Below are 17,043 nucleotides of genomic sequence, written 5' to 3'. Positions count from 1 at the left end.
ATGAGTGATATCCCTAAAGCCAGGTCTCTGACTATATTAAAACCAAGAAGAGAGATGGCATGTTCGAGATTTTTCACCTTGGTGTATCTTCTATAATAAGGAGAATTGGCCACCTGCAGAATCTTTATAGCCAGGGAAGGATCAATCGCTTCGGCAATCTGATCAACTGAACAATCAGCTTTTGCTGTAAGACTTATAACCTCTTTAACTGTCAGAGGTAATACAGGAAGACCCTCGATTTTATCTATAATGCGCTTGGTCTTTTCATTTCTTTCTTTAACGAGCATACTTATAACCCCTTTTTAAATATTATCGGCAATTATTGAGAAATATTTAGAAAATTCAGGAAAATTATAAGAGGAAAAAATTCTCTTTCAGAGATTATCGAGGATAGGGGTTAAAAAAGATCCCCTTGGGGAGGGTGTACAATGGAAAGATTATCGATATAGTTATCCCCAACGATTTCTTTAACCGTTTCAATAACCAGGGACTTTTCATTACCGCTAAAAACACTACCCGTAATGGTTACGGTTCTCTCTTCGGTCATTATATCTATATTGGACATTATTATGAGAGGATGGGTTGCTAATCTTGCCTTAATATTGCAAGTAAGAGCCTTATCTTCTAAAGCTCTTCTGGACTTATCTGTAGGTGTAAAATCCTCTCTTTTAATCGTATTGATAATCATATCAATGGCACATTCTTGAGTTAAACTCTCCGTATTAATGACAATGTCATATTGAGTAGGGTCTCTCCAATCTATATCATACAGATAATGCATCCTTGACATTCGGTCTTTGTCATTCTTCATTACCATTTCTTCAGCCTTTTTTTTGTCCAATTCCTTACTTTTCATAATTGTCTCTACTCTCTTGGGAAGGGGGGCAGTTAATCTCACCTTGAGAACGTGGCTTATATTTTTCAGGCTGATATGTCCCCCACTCCCTACAATGACAATATTGTCTTTTAGGGCGAACTTTAAAATAATATCCTCGATGAATATCAGGTAAATCCTTTGATCTTCAACAAATCGTTCTATAAATCTTGGCCGCTTGGTAAAGACCTCTTCCAATTTTTTTTCGGGAACAGAATAGCTTTTGGCTGCTTCCAGAATTATCTCTCTATCCACATAATTATAGGAGAGTTTTTGAGCCACCCCTTTAGCTATCTCTCCTCCGCCGCTTCCGAGCTCTCTTGATACGGTAATGACAGACATTTTTTCCTCAGATTTTTTAAATTTTATAGCATAAAAAAATTTAAAATAATAGTTGAAATTTTCTTTTTTTTTCTTTACATTTCCAAAAAAACGAGAAATATTTGGTGATTTTCTAAAAAATTACAATTAAGAGGTTGTTATGAAGATTGATATATCAAAATATGGAAAGAAATATACATGCTTTAAGTGTGGATGTAAATTTTACGATTTAAGAAAACCTGAGCCCATTTGTCCAAAGTGTAATGCGAATCAAAAAGAGATGCCAGAGACTGAATTCAAGATTACACCTGCAAAGGTCTCTAAAAAGATTAATATTCATAAAGAAGAGTCAGAAGATTTAGAAGAGGCAGGTTCTATTAATGAAGATGATTTTCCTGAGATTGACGATTTATCCGATGATGAAAGCCTTAACTTTGATGATTTAGAGAAAGAAGGTGTTTGATTTATTTTAGAAAAACTCCAATGCCGTTTGATACAGCCCACCCACCCGGAAGATCGCGTCTAAAATTATTAATTTTCATATAAAGCTGGGTAGAAGCTCCCCCATCAAGATTAAGAGCGTACTTGCACCCCAAACCGCCTTTGGCTTCAGGTAATCCCATAAGCTCTGCGAGTTCCAAGAGACTCATTACCCCTCCATCCACGGTTTTCCCGGAAACAAGAAAGACGATCCATCCTTTATCATCTATTCCTACTGCAGACCTTCTTGAGAATTGTCTTTTGAGTTTCATGATCCTTCCTCTGGAAATCAATCGGGGACCGACCTGCATAGCCTGGGTTATCTCTTTACTTTGATCATATTTTCTCGAGTGAATGATATATGGCTTCCCATCTTTCATCATAAATATGCCCCAATCCCTTTTTTTATAAGGGCTTACTACTTTTCCGTCCCTTATAAGGAGGCCTAAATGATTATCATCCGTATCAAAGAAGCCCCCATTGATGACTGCAATCGCACCGGCATTCATAGCCATGGTCTTAACCGTTAATCTTTTTTGACCGTAATCTCTGCTGTCTAAGATTCTGATATCGAGTTTTTTAGGATTAACCCTCAGTGAAAAGATATCCGAAGGGCCCTTCTCTGCTGTAATTTTGATGATTCTATATTCCAGTCCTGAGATTAACCTTTCCCATTCCCCTTTTTCATTGATTAATATCTCAGCGCTGTTTCCTTTCGATATGAAAAGAGAAAACAGGATGAGAAAAAAGAGAATGGATTTTAATCTTTTTTGCATGAGTGATGATAACCCCTTATCGATGTTTTGTTACGCCGATTTTATCACAGTACCTCTCTATAGAACACCTCGAACACATCGGAGATATGGGTTTACATATATTCTGTCCATGAGTAACAAGAAGGTCATTATAGATAATCCAGTATCTCTTTGGAAGTTTTTTCCGAAGTGCCCTCTCGGTCTCTTCAGGGGTTTTTGTCTTCACATATCCAAACCGATTTGAAATCCTGTGAACGTGGGTGTCCACGCATATCCCGGGTTTATTGTATCCAAGCGTTACCACGAGATTTGCGGTTTTCCTTCCCACTCCCTTTAATTTCAAAAGCTCATCAATTTCATCCGGTATTTTAGAATGATATTTGTTTATGAGGGCTCCACAAATCTCAAGAATATTTTCTGCCTTGTTCCTGTAAAAGCCAACGGGATAGATCGCTTTTTCAATAATCTTCTTCTTGAGCCTGAGCATATCTTCGGGATTGTCCGCAAGCTCAAAGAGCCTCATGGCCGCGCCCCTTGTCGTATCATCCTTTGTCCGTAGGCTCAATACACAGCTTATGAGAATACGAAAGGGGTCTTTTTTCTTTTCAGCTACCTCAGTGACAATGGGCAGCTTCCATTTATTGAGCTCTTTTTTAAGTATTTCTATAATTTTACTTATATCTTTATCTTTCATTTCTTTGAGTCAAAATTAAACAAAAAACAGGGGAAATATACAGGAATTTTATTTGGAAGACAATAGGGATTTTTAGACAGATTGTCCCTTTTTTGCTTGTCCAAAAAAGGGGTATTTAAAAAAGCCATGATTTTCTCACTCTGCTTGCCGCATCCCCAAAAAATCAAAAAAAAACTGGAAAAATATGTTGACTCAATCCTACCTTTTTGATAGAAAAGTGTCTGATTTGGAAGGAGGGGATGTTTGAAGCTTTTTATCAGATTTAACACCATAGCTTTGCTTTGATAGCAAATATTTTTTTGCGCTTTGATTTTCCTTCCTTTTAATAATCTCATTAGACTCTCCTCTTGGGTCTGAATCTTCGTTTAACGATTATCTTTTGGAAAGGGAGGTAAAGATGCCAGAGCACCCTATTCTTGCCAAAGTATTTTCTTAAGTAATCTTTATTTGTCTCTATTTTCTTAATCCAATTAAATAAAAAAGGAGGTGAAACTGTAAAACTATTTTATGTTTTTCTTTTTTTTAATCCAAGTTTTGCAGGAGAGTTTATATAAGTAAAAAAATCTATATTTCTTGTTTGTCCAGTTAACCAATAAAAAAGGAGAGCATCTATGAAAAAAGTTACAGTTCTTACATTATCTCTTTTTATGATTTTCCTAATTTTAGGATTAACCAGGTCTTTTGCTCAGGCTGAGGAAGAGGATTTAAAAGGGGTTATCAAAAGCTTGGAGAATCAGATCAAAGAGAATGAACAGAAACTTGAAGATTTGAAGAAAAGAATGTCAGAGCAGGAGAAAATAAAAGAGGAATTGCAGGCTACAGTTAAAGTGCCGAAAAAAGCTGATGATACTGGTTTATTTTTTGATGCAAAACTTTTACTTCTGACTCCAAGGGGAAATGACATTGATATAGCAATACCTGATAGTAATACTGACTGGGATCCCGAAGGGCCTGCAAGAGGCATAGAGTTCGATACATTTTCAACTGTTTCAGGAAAATATACACTGGGATATCAATTTGAGAATAATAGCCGATTATCTTCATCTTATTGGCGTTTTGATAGTGATGAGGATTTCAGTATCACCAAACCATCAGGAGGAGCCCTGCATGCTCTTTTGACTCTTCCAGGTGGTATTCAATTAGCTGATTCAGCATCTGCTCATTTAGATTATGAATTGGATGTAATCGACTTGGAATATATGAGGCCTTTGTTTCAGAGCGGGAAACTTACCACAAGCGGGTTAATCGGATTGAGATATGCAAGGATTGATCAGTATTTATCTGCTACTTACAAAAGTGGTGCAGACACGGAAAGAGTTACAAGCGATATAGAAACGAATATGTTCGGTCCAAAAGTTGGGGTAATGGGAAAACGCAGTTTTTTTAATGACAAATTTTATTTTCAGGTGGATGGAGCAATCTCATTATTAGTCGGTAATACGGATGCTAAATATAAAGATATCTACAATACCTCAGTCTGGGCTCATACCACAAGTGAGTATGAGAGCGTCTTCCCTGTCTATGAATTGGATATAGGTCTGGGGTGGACTCCCATACCTGATTTAGAGTTTAGGCTTGGTTATCTTATCTCCTATTGGACAGATGTATTAACTCAAAAGGCATATGTCGATGATGTCCACACTGCGAAGGCAGTTGATGAAGGAGACAGTGTAACCTTTGATGGAATAGTCTTTTCAATTAAATATGTTTTCTGATTATTATCTCGTTTGCTTGCCGCATCCCCAAAAAATCAAAAGGGGGGATTTAAATAGAAAGAAATAAGAGGAAAAAACAAAATGAAGAATTCATTTGGAATTGATATATTATTGAATACCCACAATAAGGGCGAAGATTTTCTCTTCCATGAAAAATTTCTGCCGAACATAATATTTGTGTTGTGGTACCAAATCAAGAACGATTCTGATTTTGGATTCTGATGAGTGGACTTCAACATGTATACGCTGTATGAATTCTCCATTTGTCACTATCTCTTTTTTGATTGAATCTTTGATCTTGATATTAAAGAAATCGCAGACAACCCTCGGCCTTTCCTCTTCTAATGTAGAGATTTCCGGTGTATAAAAATCACTCAATTCAAAAAAGACCATCTCTTGGCCTTGAGCCGCCTTCTCAAAGCGAATATCTTTGAGCAGGAGTTCCGAGGCGAGTGCAAAGTGGTTTAAACTGAAAAACAATACAAGTACGATAATAAATGTAGCGAGAGGTCTTTTCATATGGATGATTATAGAAAATAAGAGAAAAAAATCCAAAGGAAAATATTTTTGTTGGGGGGTAGCAGAAGGGAACTTACCTCCATTTTCTTTGCCTATCTGGGGAACCGAGATTTTTTATACCTCCTTTCTTTTTAGTTGAAACTTTTTAATATCCAAAAACCAGTATTCCCAGAACCCTGTTTTAAGAACTTTTTTGCTCTCAATTATTTCAATTCTATTTTTAAATATTGGCCCATCTATTACAAAAGTATGAAATTCACCGTTCTCGCCACTGGGACATATATTTTTCTTTTTAAGCTCATCTAATAGATCTTTATCTATAAGTTTTCCAATAAACTCCCTGCCAAGAATATCGGATTTACAGCTTACAATAATTGATTCGAATCCCATATGAATAAACTCTTCTGTAATTTCGTAGGGTGGGATATTCCACAATGGCTGTAATGGTTGGATCTCCAAATCCTTACAGACTCGTTCGACCCAATTTAAATGATCTATTAAATATATGTCTCCAAAAACCATTTTTTTAATGCCTCTGGCTTTTAGTTCAGTTACAGCTTCTTTGAATTCTTCTTCATACTTCTTCATATCAGGACTAACCTCTTTCTGGATAAGAGGAATCCCTATTGATTTCGCTTGTAGTTTAAGTAATTCAGCTTCTATACCATGAAAACAACAACGCTTGTATTCTCTGGATATAAAATTCAAAAGATATTTTATTTTATAACCACTATTCAACGCCTTATAACAAGCAAAACAGCTATCTTTGCCACCGCTCCATGAAGATATTGCCAAAAGATTTTCCATCTTGTTCACTTGTCACCTACCTAAAAATTGAAAGGGGGATAAATCTGAAATCTAATGAGTAAGCTCAGCGGCGCAGTTTACAGCGTCCTCTGCAGCGATATGTTAGCCCCTATTTACACTGCCGAAAGCTCATTGACTATTTTCTCAATACCATTGAATGCATTTGTTAGAAGAGGAATTACTGGCTCTTTATTATCAGTGAAATGGAATGATACCCAAGTGATTACCTCTTGTTTTGCTGGCCCAAATATTTGTGCTGGACTTTCTGGTGAAATTGTTTGATTGCCTCTAATTATTGCATTACCCATTCTGATCTGAGCATTCCCCGATATCTTGATGGATGCCCCACCAGAAAGCTTCATACCAACATTTCCTGATGATATCCTAAGCTCTTTAACTTCTTTTCTGGTTTGAGGTGTGAGATTTTGATGCTTGTTAGCTTTATTAAGGTCCATGAATTTTGGCAACCATGCATTATTGGGGTCTGAAAAATGCTGATAGGATTCTATCTTTGAGGCTATATCAGGACGAGAACTAGATAGACCTGGGATGCATTTCTCAATTAGCTTTTTCGCATTAAAGCCTTTTAAATCAAGACATTCCCACGCATAAGGGAAATAGATATTGTAGCCCGCTTTGGTTTGATCGCCATATTTGTCGAACAAACCATGAGCTGTAAAATCTAAGGCTGAGCGTAGGTTTTCCATAAAGTTCTTTATTCTTATTAAGAGTTTCGGTTTGATATTACGCTCATTTAGAGATTCTTCATAGGTTGACTTAATCTCTTCCAATGTATCCTTGCAATCAAGAACAAGCTTTTTTGCATCATCAAAATGTCCCATATGTATCTCCCTACTTATGGTAATAATAATTAATACACAAAAAATTTTCTGTGTATTAGCATAAAATATAGGTTTAAATAGACATTTTAGTCAATAGGTTTTTGCGGTTTCTCGCTCACTTGTCACCTACCTCAAAATCAAAAGGGGGAATTGTAATCTGTTAGGCTTCTATCAAGAGGAGTTTTTCATTGATAAACATGCATTCCTCTTTTTATAATAAGAAAAAACGAACAGGGAGAAATATTATGAGTTCTTATCCAAAGTGGTATTACGATGAATTAAGACAGGTGGGAGTGGATTACGCAAGCATGGATGAAGTTTTGGCGTATGATAAGCATATGCAGAGAATACGAAATATAAAGGGGGAAATTAAAAAGATTATTTCGGATATCAACCTCAGCAAAGAGCAGACTATTCTTGAGATCGGCACAGGAACAGGAGAGCTTGCCATTGAGTTTTCCAGACATTGCAAAAAGGTCTATGCGATTGATGTGTCAAAAATGATGCTTGAGTTTGCAAAAGAAAAGGCAAAGAAAGAGAAGAGGGATAATATTGAGTTCTATCAAGCAGGGTTTCTGACCTATGAGCACAGAGGAGAAGCGTTGGATGCAGTCATATCGCAGATTGCGTTGCACCATCTTCCTGATTTTTGGAAGATGATTGCCCTTCGCCGCGTCTATAAGATTTTAAAAAAAGGGGGACTCTTTTATTTAAAGGATGCGGTCTTCCCATCAGACATTGAGGATTACAATAGCTTTTTTCAAGGGGTGATTGATAAAATCAAAAAAAAAGACAAGAGGCTTTCTGTGCAGACTGAGACGCATATCAGAGATGAATACTCAACACTTGATTGGATTATGGAGGGATTAATCACAAAAGCTGGTTTTAAGATTGTGAAAAAAAGCTACGAGAAAGAGATAACAGCCATGACCTATGTCTGCTCAAAAGAATAGATAAATTTTTGTTCATTTCTTGCTTGCGAAAGCAAACGAACCAAAAAAGGACACCCCTTGCTTTTTTTAACGGAATTTCTTGCTCGCTTGTTAACTACCAAAAAATCAGAAGAAACAAAAAAAGATATTTTAGAAGGAGTTCCAGAAAAGCCCTAGGGGTTGTCCCTGTCTACCTTTTCCGGTATCCTGCCGCAGGAGAAATGAAAATTACTGAAAAGGCTTTCGCTTGCATCAGAGAAAAAGAATAATAAAAAATTTCTTATTTTTCATTGGTTAGGAGCGTATTAATCTTTTGCCTCTTCTAAAGAGTGCTTTACAAAAGAGCTCCTCAGATGACCGCAGCCCGCTCCGATGTCTAATCCTCGGCTTTTCCGCTGCATTACAGTAAAATTCTTTTTGATGAGATGATTCTGAAAGGCAAGAATCCTTTCCTCGGTTGGGGCTTTGAAAGGCGATTCCTCAAAGGGGATAAAAGGAATCAGGTTGATTTTGCATCGCAACCCTCCAAGAAGCTTTGCCAGCCTTGTCGCATCCTCAATCGAGTCATTTACATCTTTGACAAGGACATATTCGAAGGTGATTTTCTTTCTTTCAGCAAGCGGGTACTCACGGCAGGTCTGGAGAAGCTGCACCAGAGAATATTTTCTGTTCATCGGCATGAGAAGATTTCTGGTTTCATTCTCCGTTGCATTCAGGGAAACAGCGATGTTGATATTCAGCCCCTCTTTTTTCAGGCGCTTGAGTCCCGGGATCCACCCTGCGGTCGAAAGCGTGATTCGCCGAGGAGAGATGTTCATCCCTTCCTTTGCCATCATCTGTTTTACAGCCCTTATCACATTGTCGTAATTATCGAGCGGTTCACCCATACCCATAATGGCGATGTTCTGGCTTTTCTCCTCGATATCTTCTCTTATGGATAAAACTTGGTCAACAATCTCCCATGATTTCAGGTTTCGTGTAAATCCCTCTTTTCCAGTAAGACAGAACCTGCATCCGAAACGGCAACCTATCTGAGAAGAGATGCAAAGCGTAAATCCTTTTTTATCGGGCATGGAAACGCTCTCAATTACCCTGTCATCCTCAAGACCAAAAAGATATTTCTTTGAACCATCAGAGGATTCCAGAACCTTGATTTTTTCTATTCTTCCGATGAAAGCCTTTTCTTTCAGCAATTCCCGAAAATCCTTTGAGAGATTGTGCATCTCATCAATGCTTGAAATCCTTTTCTCAAAAACCCACTGATATATCTGTTTTGCCCTGAAGCCTTTCTCGCCGAGGCTTAAGACAAAATCTGTTATCTCTTCGAGTATCATCTCTTTGAGGTTTATTTTTTTGTGCCTTAAATCCTTCATTTTCTCACTCAATAAAAAGTTCTCTTTATATAATTATTTCTCAATTCCTTAAAAATTTCAACGGGATTCATATGAGATTCATGTCCTTTTCTTGCTTGTCCAAGAAACGAACCAAAGAAGGACACTCTGTCGATTTTCTTAAAGGATTAACCACTCCTTTTTACCTTTCTTGCTCACCCAAGAAAGGTAACTAAAGAAGGGTGCCCCCTGCTTTTCTTAACGGGGTTTTTCTACGTTCACTCGGCGAGGCAAAAAACTTGGCTTCGCCTTCAGACACTTCGCCTCTTTTTTCCTCGTTCACTTGAAAAACCCCAAAAAGCAGAAGGGGGAATTAAAAAAGCCATGATTTTCTTGCTTGTCACCTACTAAAAATCGAAAGGGAGTAAAATCTAAAGCCAAACGTTTGAACTCAAACGCCGACGAAGGAGATCGGCTGGATTGTCTTGTTAGCCGCTCTCTATTTTGGGTCCACACTCTTTGAAAGATCAGGCATATACATAGTCGACCATGGTGAACATGACATTGAACAGTATCTGCATGATTTCTGAAAATCGTTGCCACATAGCTGGTGTCGGAGAGGTATTATGAAAAGCTCTATTCCGCAAACCATAAGCAATGGCTATCTCGGACTGCAGCTTTGTAAGCTTCGTCTGGTCTGGGAAGCTAAAATTACCATTAAGAAGCTCAGTGAGAGTTGTATCGAAATCGTCGTTGAACATTTTATTTAGTTCCCTAAGTCTAGTATTGGAGATTGGATCACATGCCTTCTGCGACAGGTATTCAGCGTGATTAATGAATGATCTTCCGTTGGGATTCTTGAACTTTAAGGCTGATTCGATGACTACAAGCATGTCTGAGAAGAGGCTCATGAACAGCTGACCAGCGAAGCGACTCTGAACAGTATGTTCGGGTGCATTGCCTAACCGCATGAGACGTGCGACCGTATATACAAAAAGGAAGACGTCCTCGGTGCTCGGAGGAGAGCTCAGGAATCGCTGTCGGAAGTTCTCCAAGGTAAAAGGGCGAGAATAGATAGTTGAATACTTGTTCTGCTTTTCATCGAGGAATTGCGCTTGGGCCAGAACCCACTGTCTGAATGCTTGATCTTGCTTAGCCCAGTTGAGTGTAGCTAATGCATATGCTGGAGTATCGGGGAACTGATTTTGTGTAGTCGCGACATCCTCTTCTACTGCCTGATGCATCAGCGCATACCCTTTATCGATATCCCCTCTAAGAATCGCTGTCATACCCCAAAAGTAGTACGGTGTACCTTTATGGATTTTATGATCAGGTTTCCGCTTCTCTACTTCTAGAGCGGGGTCAAGAGCCATCTCCCAAAGTGTCTCTGCCTCGTCGAATCTTCGACTTACAAGGAGCTGATTCCACACGAGATTGAAATTGTTGAAGTAGGCTTCATTTAGTTCCGAGTGGGGTGGCGTATTGGATAGAAACCTTACTGCTATCTGTTTGAATTCCTCCCAATAAAATGGAGTTGGCCCTAAGTAGGCAGCGTGTAGCTGTGTGAAAAGCGTGTCTAAGGATTTTTCTAGACTTCTAATCTGGTAAGTGCATCCCGCTAAGAAATACCTCATAAGTTACCCCCTATAGTTTAAGGCTAATGCTCAGCATCACAGGCACGAGTTTATGAGCGGTCGTTGGGTTTACGATTTATAACCTGTAAGTGAGTAAAACAACTCCCGTTCTTCCTCGCTAGCCCTTCTGAACGATATTACCCTTACTGTTTCGTCTGATCTCATAGTGGTAACCATATAAACCACATTTCCTTCGTCATCTACTCCCATGTGAATGTGCCTGACTTCCTCATTTTCCTTGAATGCATCGGTAGTAACAAAAGGAGTTGACTTGATGGGCAGAAGTACTTTTTCGAGCAAATGAACTGCGCTTACTAATGAATAACCGTGCTTTTGACGGTTAACCATTTCCTTTTCAACGTCATAGTCAATCTTGGTTTTGCCGAAGATCAACCTGAATTGATAATCGGGAATACCGAGTTTTTTTGGGAAGTCCATTTTGCTCCTTGGGTATAACAATTATTATACATAAAATTTCTGCGTATTACTGTAAAATATAGATTTAAATAGGAATTTGGTCAATAGGTTCTTGCAGTTTTTTCTTTCAAATCCCCTTCTGCTTTTTAGGGATTGGGCAAGCAAGCGAGGCATTTGTCATTTCGGTATCATAAATTAAACCTCGGAAAATATCTGAAAAATCGGTTACAAAAAAACTAAGATTTTGTTCAATTATTTATTCTGTTCATTAATAGTGAACATTTTGAAATTATGAACAAATATATTTAATCCATTTATTTACAATTTATTATAAAAAATAAACTAAAGAAATACTTGACTTATGTTCAAAAAAAATATATGTTCACAATAGATGAACATATTTATATCTTGAACAAAAAGGGATATTTATGCGGGATAAGTATCGATATGATGAAGTTTTTGAGGCTGCTCTGGAAGCTTTCAGGGAGAACTTTGCTTTGCCTGGCAATTTTGTAATTAATGTAGTTGAAGAATATTTTGATCCAAACCTAAGGATAGACAAGGTATTGCAAATTACAGCCTATGACAAGAGATTTAATTTCTGCGTAGAGATAAAAAATAATATTACTATGGCCTTAATCGGATTGCTGAAGCAACATAAAGAAAGACTTCCTTATCCTCTCTTGCTTGCGACTAACCATGCTACAGATTATATTGCAGATCAATTAAAACAAAATAATATAGAATTTATAGATACAGCAGGTAATGCGTATATTAATCAGCCGCCTGTTTTTATTTTTGTTAAAGGGAATAGACCTCCTGATATTTTCAGGCAGGTTCCACAAAAACAAGCTTTTAAACCAACAGGTCTTAAAGTTATTTTTGCTTTCTTATGTAATTTGGAATTAGTAAACAAGACATACCGTGATATTGCAACAGTTGCAGAAGTTGCTCTTGGCACTATTGGGTGGGTTATAAGAGATTTAAAAGAGATGGGTTATCTGTTACAAATGGGAAAACGTGGCTATAAGCTGATTAATAAGGAGGATTTATTGAATCGTTGGGTTGTTGACTATCCAGAAAAATTGAGACCAAAGTTAATATTAGGACGTTTTAGAGGTAATCCAGGTTGGTGGGAACAACAAACTCTTAATTATGAATATGCACAGTGGGGTGGTGAAGTTGCTGCTCTAAAACTAACAAGATATCTAAAACCTCAAAATATTACTATCTATACAAGACAAAGATATCTCAATGATCTGTTATTAGAGCATAGATTAAGAAAAGATATTAATGGTGATATAGAAATTCTTAAACGTTTTTGGAAACCTGTTACCTGGCAAGACTATAAAGAAATTGTCCATCCAATACTTATCTATGCAGACCTTATGGCAACTGGTGACCAGAGAAATATTGAAACAGCAAAGGTGATTTATGAACAAAATATTGTTCGATATATCCGAGAAGATTGAGCCCTCGTTTGTTGATGCCCTTTATGAGTTTAATAAAGTAGCTAGTTCTTTAGATATTCCTTTCTTTATTGTTGGAGCAACAGCCAGAGATTTTATTCTCGAGTATTGCTTTGGTATAAAGTCTCCTCGAATGACCAGAGATATAGACCTAGGAATAGTAGTAGCTAACTGGGATAAATTTAATAGACTATCAAAAACTTTGTTATCAAATAATAATTTTTCAAAAGATAAAGAGAAACAAAGATATATTTTTAAGGACGTTTTCATTGATATAGTTCCTTTTGGCCCTATTTCTGATAAAGATAAGAAAATTAGTTGGCCCCCAGAACATGAAATAATTATGAGCACGCTTGGCTTTAAAGAGGCTTACGACTCCTCTGTAAATGTAAAATTAAGCTCTGAACCTGAACTTTATGTTAAACTTCCTACTCTTCCAGGATTGGCAATTATGAAATTAATATCTTGGAAGGAAAAATATCCAGCGAGAAAAAGAGATGCTGAAGATTTGCTTTTTATAATGAATAAATATGAAGAGGCTGGAAATTTAGACCGATTATATGAAACTGAATCAACTTTGTTTATAGAAGAAGGTTCAAATGCTCGATTAGCATGCATTAGACTTCTTGGTCGAGATATGGCAAAAATATCTAATACAGATACATTAGAAGTGATCAAAAAAATACTCGATGTAGAAACCTGTGATGAATCAAAATATCATCTTGTTACCCATATGGTTGGTAGGAATGATAATTTTGATGAAATACTAATTCAGCTAGAAAAATTAAAGCAAGGCATTTTTGAATCCTCATCAGATTGAACTAAATCCAAATGACCAAATTCAAAACTCAATAAAACCTATTCCGAATTTCCCCTATTATTCATTTGTAGTTTTTTCTTTTTTAATCCCCCTTCTGCTTTTTAGGGATTGGGCGAGTGAGCGAGGATGATAGAAGGAACTGTTTGAGGGCAGAGCCCGAGTTTGTTGCTTCTCCGAGCAAGCGAAGGCAAAGACCGTATAAAAAAGCAGCGGGGCGTCCTTTTTTGGTTCCTTTGCTTTTGCAAGCAAGAAAGTCATTTTAGACCCCTCTTGTAAAGTATCCCCCTTTGATATAAAATGATTTCCATTTCTTATTAAAAGGAATCACTATTAAGATTATGAAAGAACTATTTCCATTGTTTCATAGAGAAATTCAGGGTAGCGAAGACCTTGTCATTTTAGAGACAGTTAAAACTGATTCAGAAAATTTTAAGTCTTTTGTCTTTCTTCATCCCCTTTGCATATTGAAAACATCTAAGATAGACGAGGTTGAAAGTGTATTGAGGGAGATTGAAGGTTTTTTAAAAAAGGGCTTATATGTCGCAGGATATATTGCCTATGAAGCAGGGTATGCATTTGAAACGAAACTTAAAAGCCTCCTCTCTAATGTCTGCTTTTCCCATCCTTTAATCTGGTTTGGTGTCTTTGAAAACCCCTGTATGATTGATCTGAGAGATTCTAAATTTAAATGGGAAGAATACAACAACTTATTCCCTGAAAGCTTCTCATATGAAATTAGCGGTTTTGATCTCAATATTTCCGAAGATGAATACAAAAGCAAAATAGAACAGATAAAGAACTACATAAGTTCAGGAGATACATACCAGATCAACTTTACCTGGAATATCCATTTTTCATTTCAAGGCTCTCCCTTGGCCCTCTATGATGACCTGAGAAAAAAACAAAGGGTCAGTTATGCTGCTTATATAAGGAGCGGAAATACCCACACCATTTCTTATTCGCCAGAACTTTTTTTTCGAAGATCTGGAAACAAAATAATAACCCGTCCAATGAAAGGGACAATGAAACGGGGACGGACACTTTCAGAAGACAGAAAAAATATGAATCTGTTACATAATTGCGAAAAAAACAGGGCAGAAAATTTAATGATTGTCGATTTATTGAGGAATGATTTAGGCAAAATATCTGAGATTGGAACGGTGAAAGTAAACAAGCTTTTTGAAGTGGAGAGGTATGAAACCCTTTTCCAGATGACCTCAACAGTAGAGGGAGAATTAAAGCCAAAAACAACATACTTAGAAATTTTTAAGAGCCTCTTTCCCTCTGGTTCTGTGACTGGTGCTCCTAAAATCAGGTCTATGGAAATCATCAATGAATTAGAAAAGGATCACAGGGGAATTTATACGGGGGCAATTGGCTATATATCACCTTATGAAGAAGCAGTGTTCAACATAGCCATCAGGACACCTGTTATTAAGGAGAACAAGGGGGTTATGGGTATTGGCAGTGGGATTGTCTGGGATTCAAAAGCAGAGGATGAATATAGAGAATGCTCCCTGAAAATGAGGTTTTTAACTGAGGTGGTGCAGGAATTTAAATTACTTGAAACCATCCTCTATTATAAGGGGAAATATTGGCTGCTCAAGCCTCATATACAGAGGTTAAAGCAAAGCGCAGAATATTTCGGGTTTTCCTTTGATTCTGAAGAGTTTTTCGTCTCTCTGAAACAAAATGCTGAGCAATTAGATAATGAAGAGAGATATAAAGTAAGAGTTCTTGTTGATAAAAGTGGAAAATTTTCTATTGAGAATGTAAAACTGGGCATCAGCAAAAAAGACGATGGATTTATTGCTTTATCCAATAAAAAAATGGATTCCAAAAATATCTTTCTTTTCCATAAAACAACCAATCGCGATATCTATGATAAGCTGTACTTAAAAGCACAAAGAATGGGTTTAACAGATTTGATTTTTACCAATGAGAGAGGAGAGATTACAGAGGGCTGCATCAGTAACATTTTCATAAGGAGAAATGGAAAATTCATTACTCCACCTGTGGATTGTGGTTTGCTGAATGGGGTAATGCGTCAGTATATCCTGAGGAAGAGAAAAAATGTGAAAGAGGATATCATCACCTTAAATGATTTAAGAACATCTGAAAAGATATATCTCTGTAATTCAGTCAGAGGAATAATAAAGGTCAATCTTTCAGATAAATTTATTTGATGGTGTTAAAAATTTTTTTAAAGCGACATTTATTAAAAGTGAACAGGAAAGTCACATCTTCCCACTCTTGCTAACCACATCCCTTTGAGATAAAATAATGATATGAATTCTTTTAAAATAGTGTCAGATTTTAAACCAAAAGGGGATCAGCCCGAGGCCATTGACCAGCTTGCCCAAGGCTTGGAGCAGGGCTTGGAGCATCAGGTTCTCCTCGGTGTAACCGGCTCAGGCAAGACCTTTACCATGGCAAATGTCATCGAGAGGATAAACAGGCCGACCCTTGTGATTGCTCCGAACAAGACCTTAGCTGCCCAGCTCTTTGAGGAGTTTAAAGAGCTCTTCCCTGAAAATGCCGTGGAGTATTTTGTCAGCTATTATGATTATTACCAGCCCGAGGCCTACATCCCCAGAACAGACACCTACATAGAAAAGGATGCCTCGATTAACGATAAGATAGACAAGATGCGGCACTCAGCCACCCGCTCCCTCTTGGAGAGAAGAGATGTTCTTATCGTGGCGAGCGTCTCCTGTATCTACGGCATAGGCTCACCAGAAGATTATCAGGGCATGCTCTTTCTCTTCCAGAACCAGATGGAGATCTCCAGAGACCTTCTTCTGGATCGGCTTGTTGAGATTCAATACAAAAGGAATGATATCGATTTTCACAGAGGGACCTTCAGGGTAAGGGGGGATGTTGTGGATATCTTTCCTGCCTATGAAGGGAATAAGGCCATAAGGATAGAGTTCTTTGGCGATATGGTCGATTCCATTTCAGAGATTGATCCTTTAAGGGGAAGTGTCCTTAGAAAATTAAACAAGATAAGGATCTATCCTGGAAGTCATTATGTGACAACAAAGAGTAATCTGCTTCGGGCGATTGAAAAAATAAAAGAGGAATTAGAAGAGGAACTAAAAAAACTAAAAGACCAGAATAAGCTCCTCGAGGCGCAGAGATTGGAGCAGAGGACAAGGTTTGATATGGAGGTTATAAGAGAGACAGGTTCGTGCTCAGGAATCGAGAACTATTCAAGGCATCTGGATGGAAGGAGACCAGGGGAACCGCCAGCTACGCTTCTCAGCTATTTTCCCGATGATTTTCTCCTCTTTGCTGATGAAAGCCATGTGGGTATCCCCCAGATAGGAGGTATGTATAAAGGAGATAGATCACGAAAGGAGACCTTGGTTGAATATGGTTTCAGGCTTCCCTCTGCACTGGATAATCGACCTCTAAATTTTAAAGAGTTTGA

17 protein-coding genes are annotated in these 17,043 nt (G+C 37.6%); 7 read left to right on the top strand and 10 right to left on the bottom strand.

Going from position 1 to position 17,043, the window contains the following annotated elements; all coding sequences use genetic code 11:
* The coding region (locus tag VMW81_01010) for an HDOD domain-containing protein (GenBank protein ID HUU49520.1) at nt 1-287 on the bottom strand (287 nt) is incomplete at its 3' end.
* A gap of 110 nt (nt 288-397) precedes the next feature.
* Nucleotides 398-1,216, bottom strand: a complete 819-nt coding sequence (locus tag VMW81_01005; GenBank protein ID HUU49519.1) for a cytidylate kinase family protein — start codon at nt 1,214-1,216, stop codon at nt 398-400.
* A 139-nt stretch (nt 1,217-1,355) separates the two neighbouring features.
* Between VMW81_01005 and VMW81_01000 the strand changes: the two genes are divergently transcribed.
* Nucleotides 1,356-1,658 (top strand): FYDLN acid domain-containing protein, encoded by a 303-nt coding sequence (locus tag VMW81_01000; GenBank protein ID HUU49518.1) that lies wholly within the window; start codon nt 1,356-1,358, stop codon nt 1,656-1,658.
* Nucleotide 1,659: 1 nt separating this feature from the next.
* Here VMW81_01000 and VMW81_00995 read toward each other — a convergent pair whose 3' ends face one another.
* Both VMW81_00995 and nth read right to left on the bottom strand, forming a co-directional pair.
* Nucleotides 1,660-2,451 carry a phosphodiester glycosidase family protein gene (locus tag VMW81_00995; protein ID HUU49517.1) on the bottom strand — a complete coding sequence of 264 codons (792 nt, stop codon included), beginning with the start codon at nt 2,449-2,451 and terminating at the stop codon, nt 1,660-1,662.
* Between the two features lie 16 nt (nt 2,452-2,467).
* Complete coding sequence (nth, locus tag VMW81_00990) at nt 2,468-3,124, bottom strand: endonuclease III (protein ID HUU49516.1); 657 nt, start codon at nt 3,122-3,124, stop codon at nt 2,468-2,470.
* A gap of 611 nt (nt 3,125-3,735) precedes the next feature.
* Here nth and VMW81_00985 point away from each other — a divergent pair.
* Nucleotides 3,736-4,839, top strand: coding sequence for an Lpg1974 family pore-forming outer membrane protein (locus VMW81_00985; GenBank protein ID HUU49515.1), 1,104 nt, complete (start codon nt 3,736-3,738; stop codon nt 4,837-4,839).
* A 108-nt stretch (nt 4,840-4,947) separates the two neighbouring features.
* Here VMW81_00985 and VMW81_00980 read toward each other — a convergent pair whose 3' ends face one another.
* The 3 genes from VMW81_00980 to VMW81_00970 form a co-directional block, all read right to left on the bottom strand.
* On the bottom strand, nt 4,948-5,358 hold the full coding sequence (locus tag VMW81_00980) for an AMIN domain-containing protein (GenBank protein ID HUU49514.1): 411 nt from the start codon (nt 5,356-5,358) through the stop codon (nt 4,948-4,950).
* Between the two features lie 114 nt (nt 5,359-5,472).
* Nucleotides 5,473-6,165 carry a diphthine--ammonia ligase gene (locus tag VMW81_00975; protein ID HUU49513.1) on the bottom strand — a complete coding sequence of 231 codons (693 nt, stop codon included), beginning with the start codon at nt 6,163-6,165 and terminating at the stop codon, nt 5,473-5,475.
* 113 nt (nt 6,166-6,278) lie between these two features.
* Nucleotides 6,279-7,007 carry a hypothetical protein gene (locus VMW81_00970; protein HUU49512.1) on the bottom strand — a complete coding sequence of 243 codons (729 nt, stop codon included), beginning with the start codon at nt 7,005-7,007 and terminating at the stop codon, nt 6,279-6,281.
* Nucleotides 7,008-7,252: 245 nt separating this feature from the next.
* Between VMW81_00970 and VMW81_00965 the strand changes: the two genes are divergently transcribed.
* Nucleotides 7,253-7,960, top strand: a complete 708-nt coding sequence (locus VMW81_00965) for a class I SAM-dependent methyltransferase (protein ID HUU49511.1) — start codon at nt 7,253-7,255, stop codon at nt 7,958-7,960.
* A gap of 284 nt (nt 7,961-8,244) precedes the next feature.
* Here VMW81_00965 and rlmN read toward each other — a convergent pair whose 3' ends face one another.
* The 3 genes from rlmN to VMW81_00950 all read right to left on the bottom strand — a co-directional run bounded on the left by rlmN (nt 8,245) and on the right by VMW81_00950 (nt 11,342).
* Nucleotides 8,245-9,324: a 23S rRNA (adenine(2503)-C(2))-methyltransferase RlmN gene (rlmN, locus tag VMW81_00960; protein ID HUU49510.1), complete on the bottom strand. Its 1,080-nt coding sequence runs from the start codon at nt 9,322-9,324 to the stop codon at nt 8,245-8,247.
* A 473-nt stretch (nt 9,325-9,797) separates the two neighbouring features.
* Nucleotides 9,798-10,904, bottom strand: a complete 1,107-nt coding sequence (locus VMW81_00955; protein HUU49509.1) for a hypothetical protein — start codon at nt 10,902-10,904, stop codon at nt 9,798-9,800.
* Between the two features lie 69 nt (nt 10,905-10,973).
* On the bottom strand, nt 10,974-11,342 hold the full coding sequence (locus VMW81_00950) for a BrnT family toxin (GenBank protein HUU49508.1): 369 nt from the start codon (nt 11,340-11,342) through the stop codon (nt 10,974-10,976).
* A gap of 407 nt (nt 11,343-11,749) precedes the next feature.
* On the opposite strand from VMW81_00950, the gene VMW81_00945 reads away from it, so the two are divergent.
* From VMW81_00945 to VMW81_00930, 4 genes are all read left to right on the top strand, one after another.
* Nucleotides 11,750-12,793, top strand: a complete 1,044-nt coding sequence (locus tag VMW81_00945; protein ID HUU49507.1) for a type IV toxin-antitoxin system AbiEi family antitoxin — start codon at nt 11,750-11,752, stop codon at nt 12,791-12,793.
* Nucleotides 12,756-13,610: a nucleotidyl transferase AbiEii/AbiGii toxin family protein gene (locus VMW81_00940; GenBank protein HUU49506.1), complete on the top strand. Its 855-nt coding sequence runs from the start codon at nt 12,756-12,758 to the stop codon at nt 13,608-13,610. Before VMW81_00945 ends, VMW81_00940 begins: the two co-directional genes overlap by 38 nt.
* A gap of 338 nt (nt 13,611-13,948) precedes the next feature.
* Nucleotides 13,949-15,796 (top strand): aminodeoxychorismate synthase component I, encoded by a 1,848-nt coding sequence (gene pabB, locus VMW81_00935; protein HUU49505.1) that lies wholly within the window; start codon nt 13,949-13,951, stop codon nt 15,794-15,796.
* A 102-nt stretch (nt 15,797-15,898) separates the two neighbouring features.
* The coding region (locus VMW81_00930) for a DEAD/DEAH box helicase family protein (GenBank protein ID HUU49504.1) at nt 15,899-17,043 on the top strand (1,145 nt) is incomplete at its 3' end.

This window comes from Nitrospinota bacterium, assembly GCA_035528715.1.
GTDB lineage: Bacteria > JADFOP01 > JADFOP01 > DATKYB01 > DATKYB01 > DATKYB01.
Note: the sequence above shows the minus strand (reverse complement) of the source record. Positions and strands in the feature narration are given on the sequence as shown.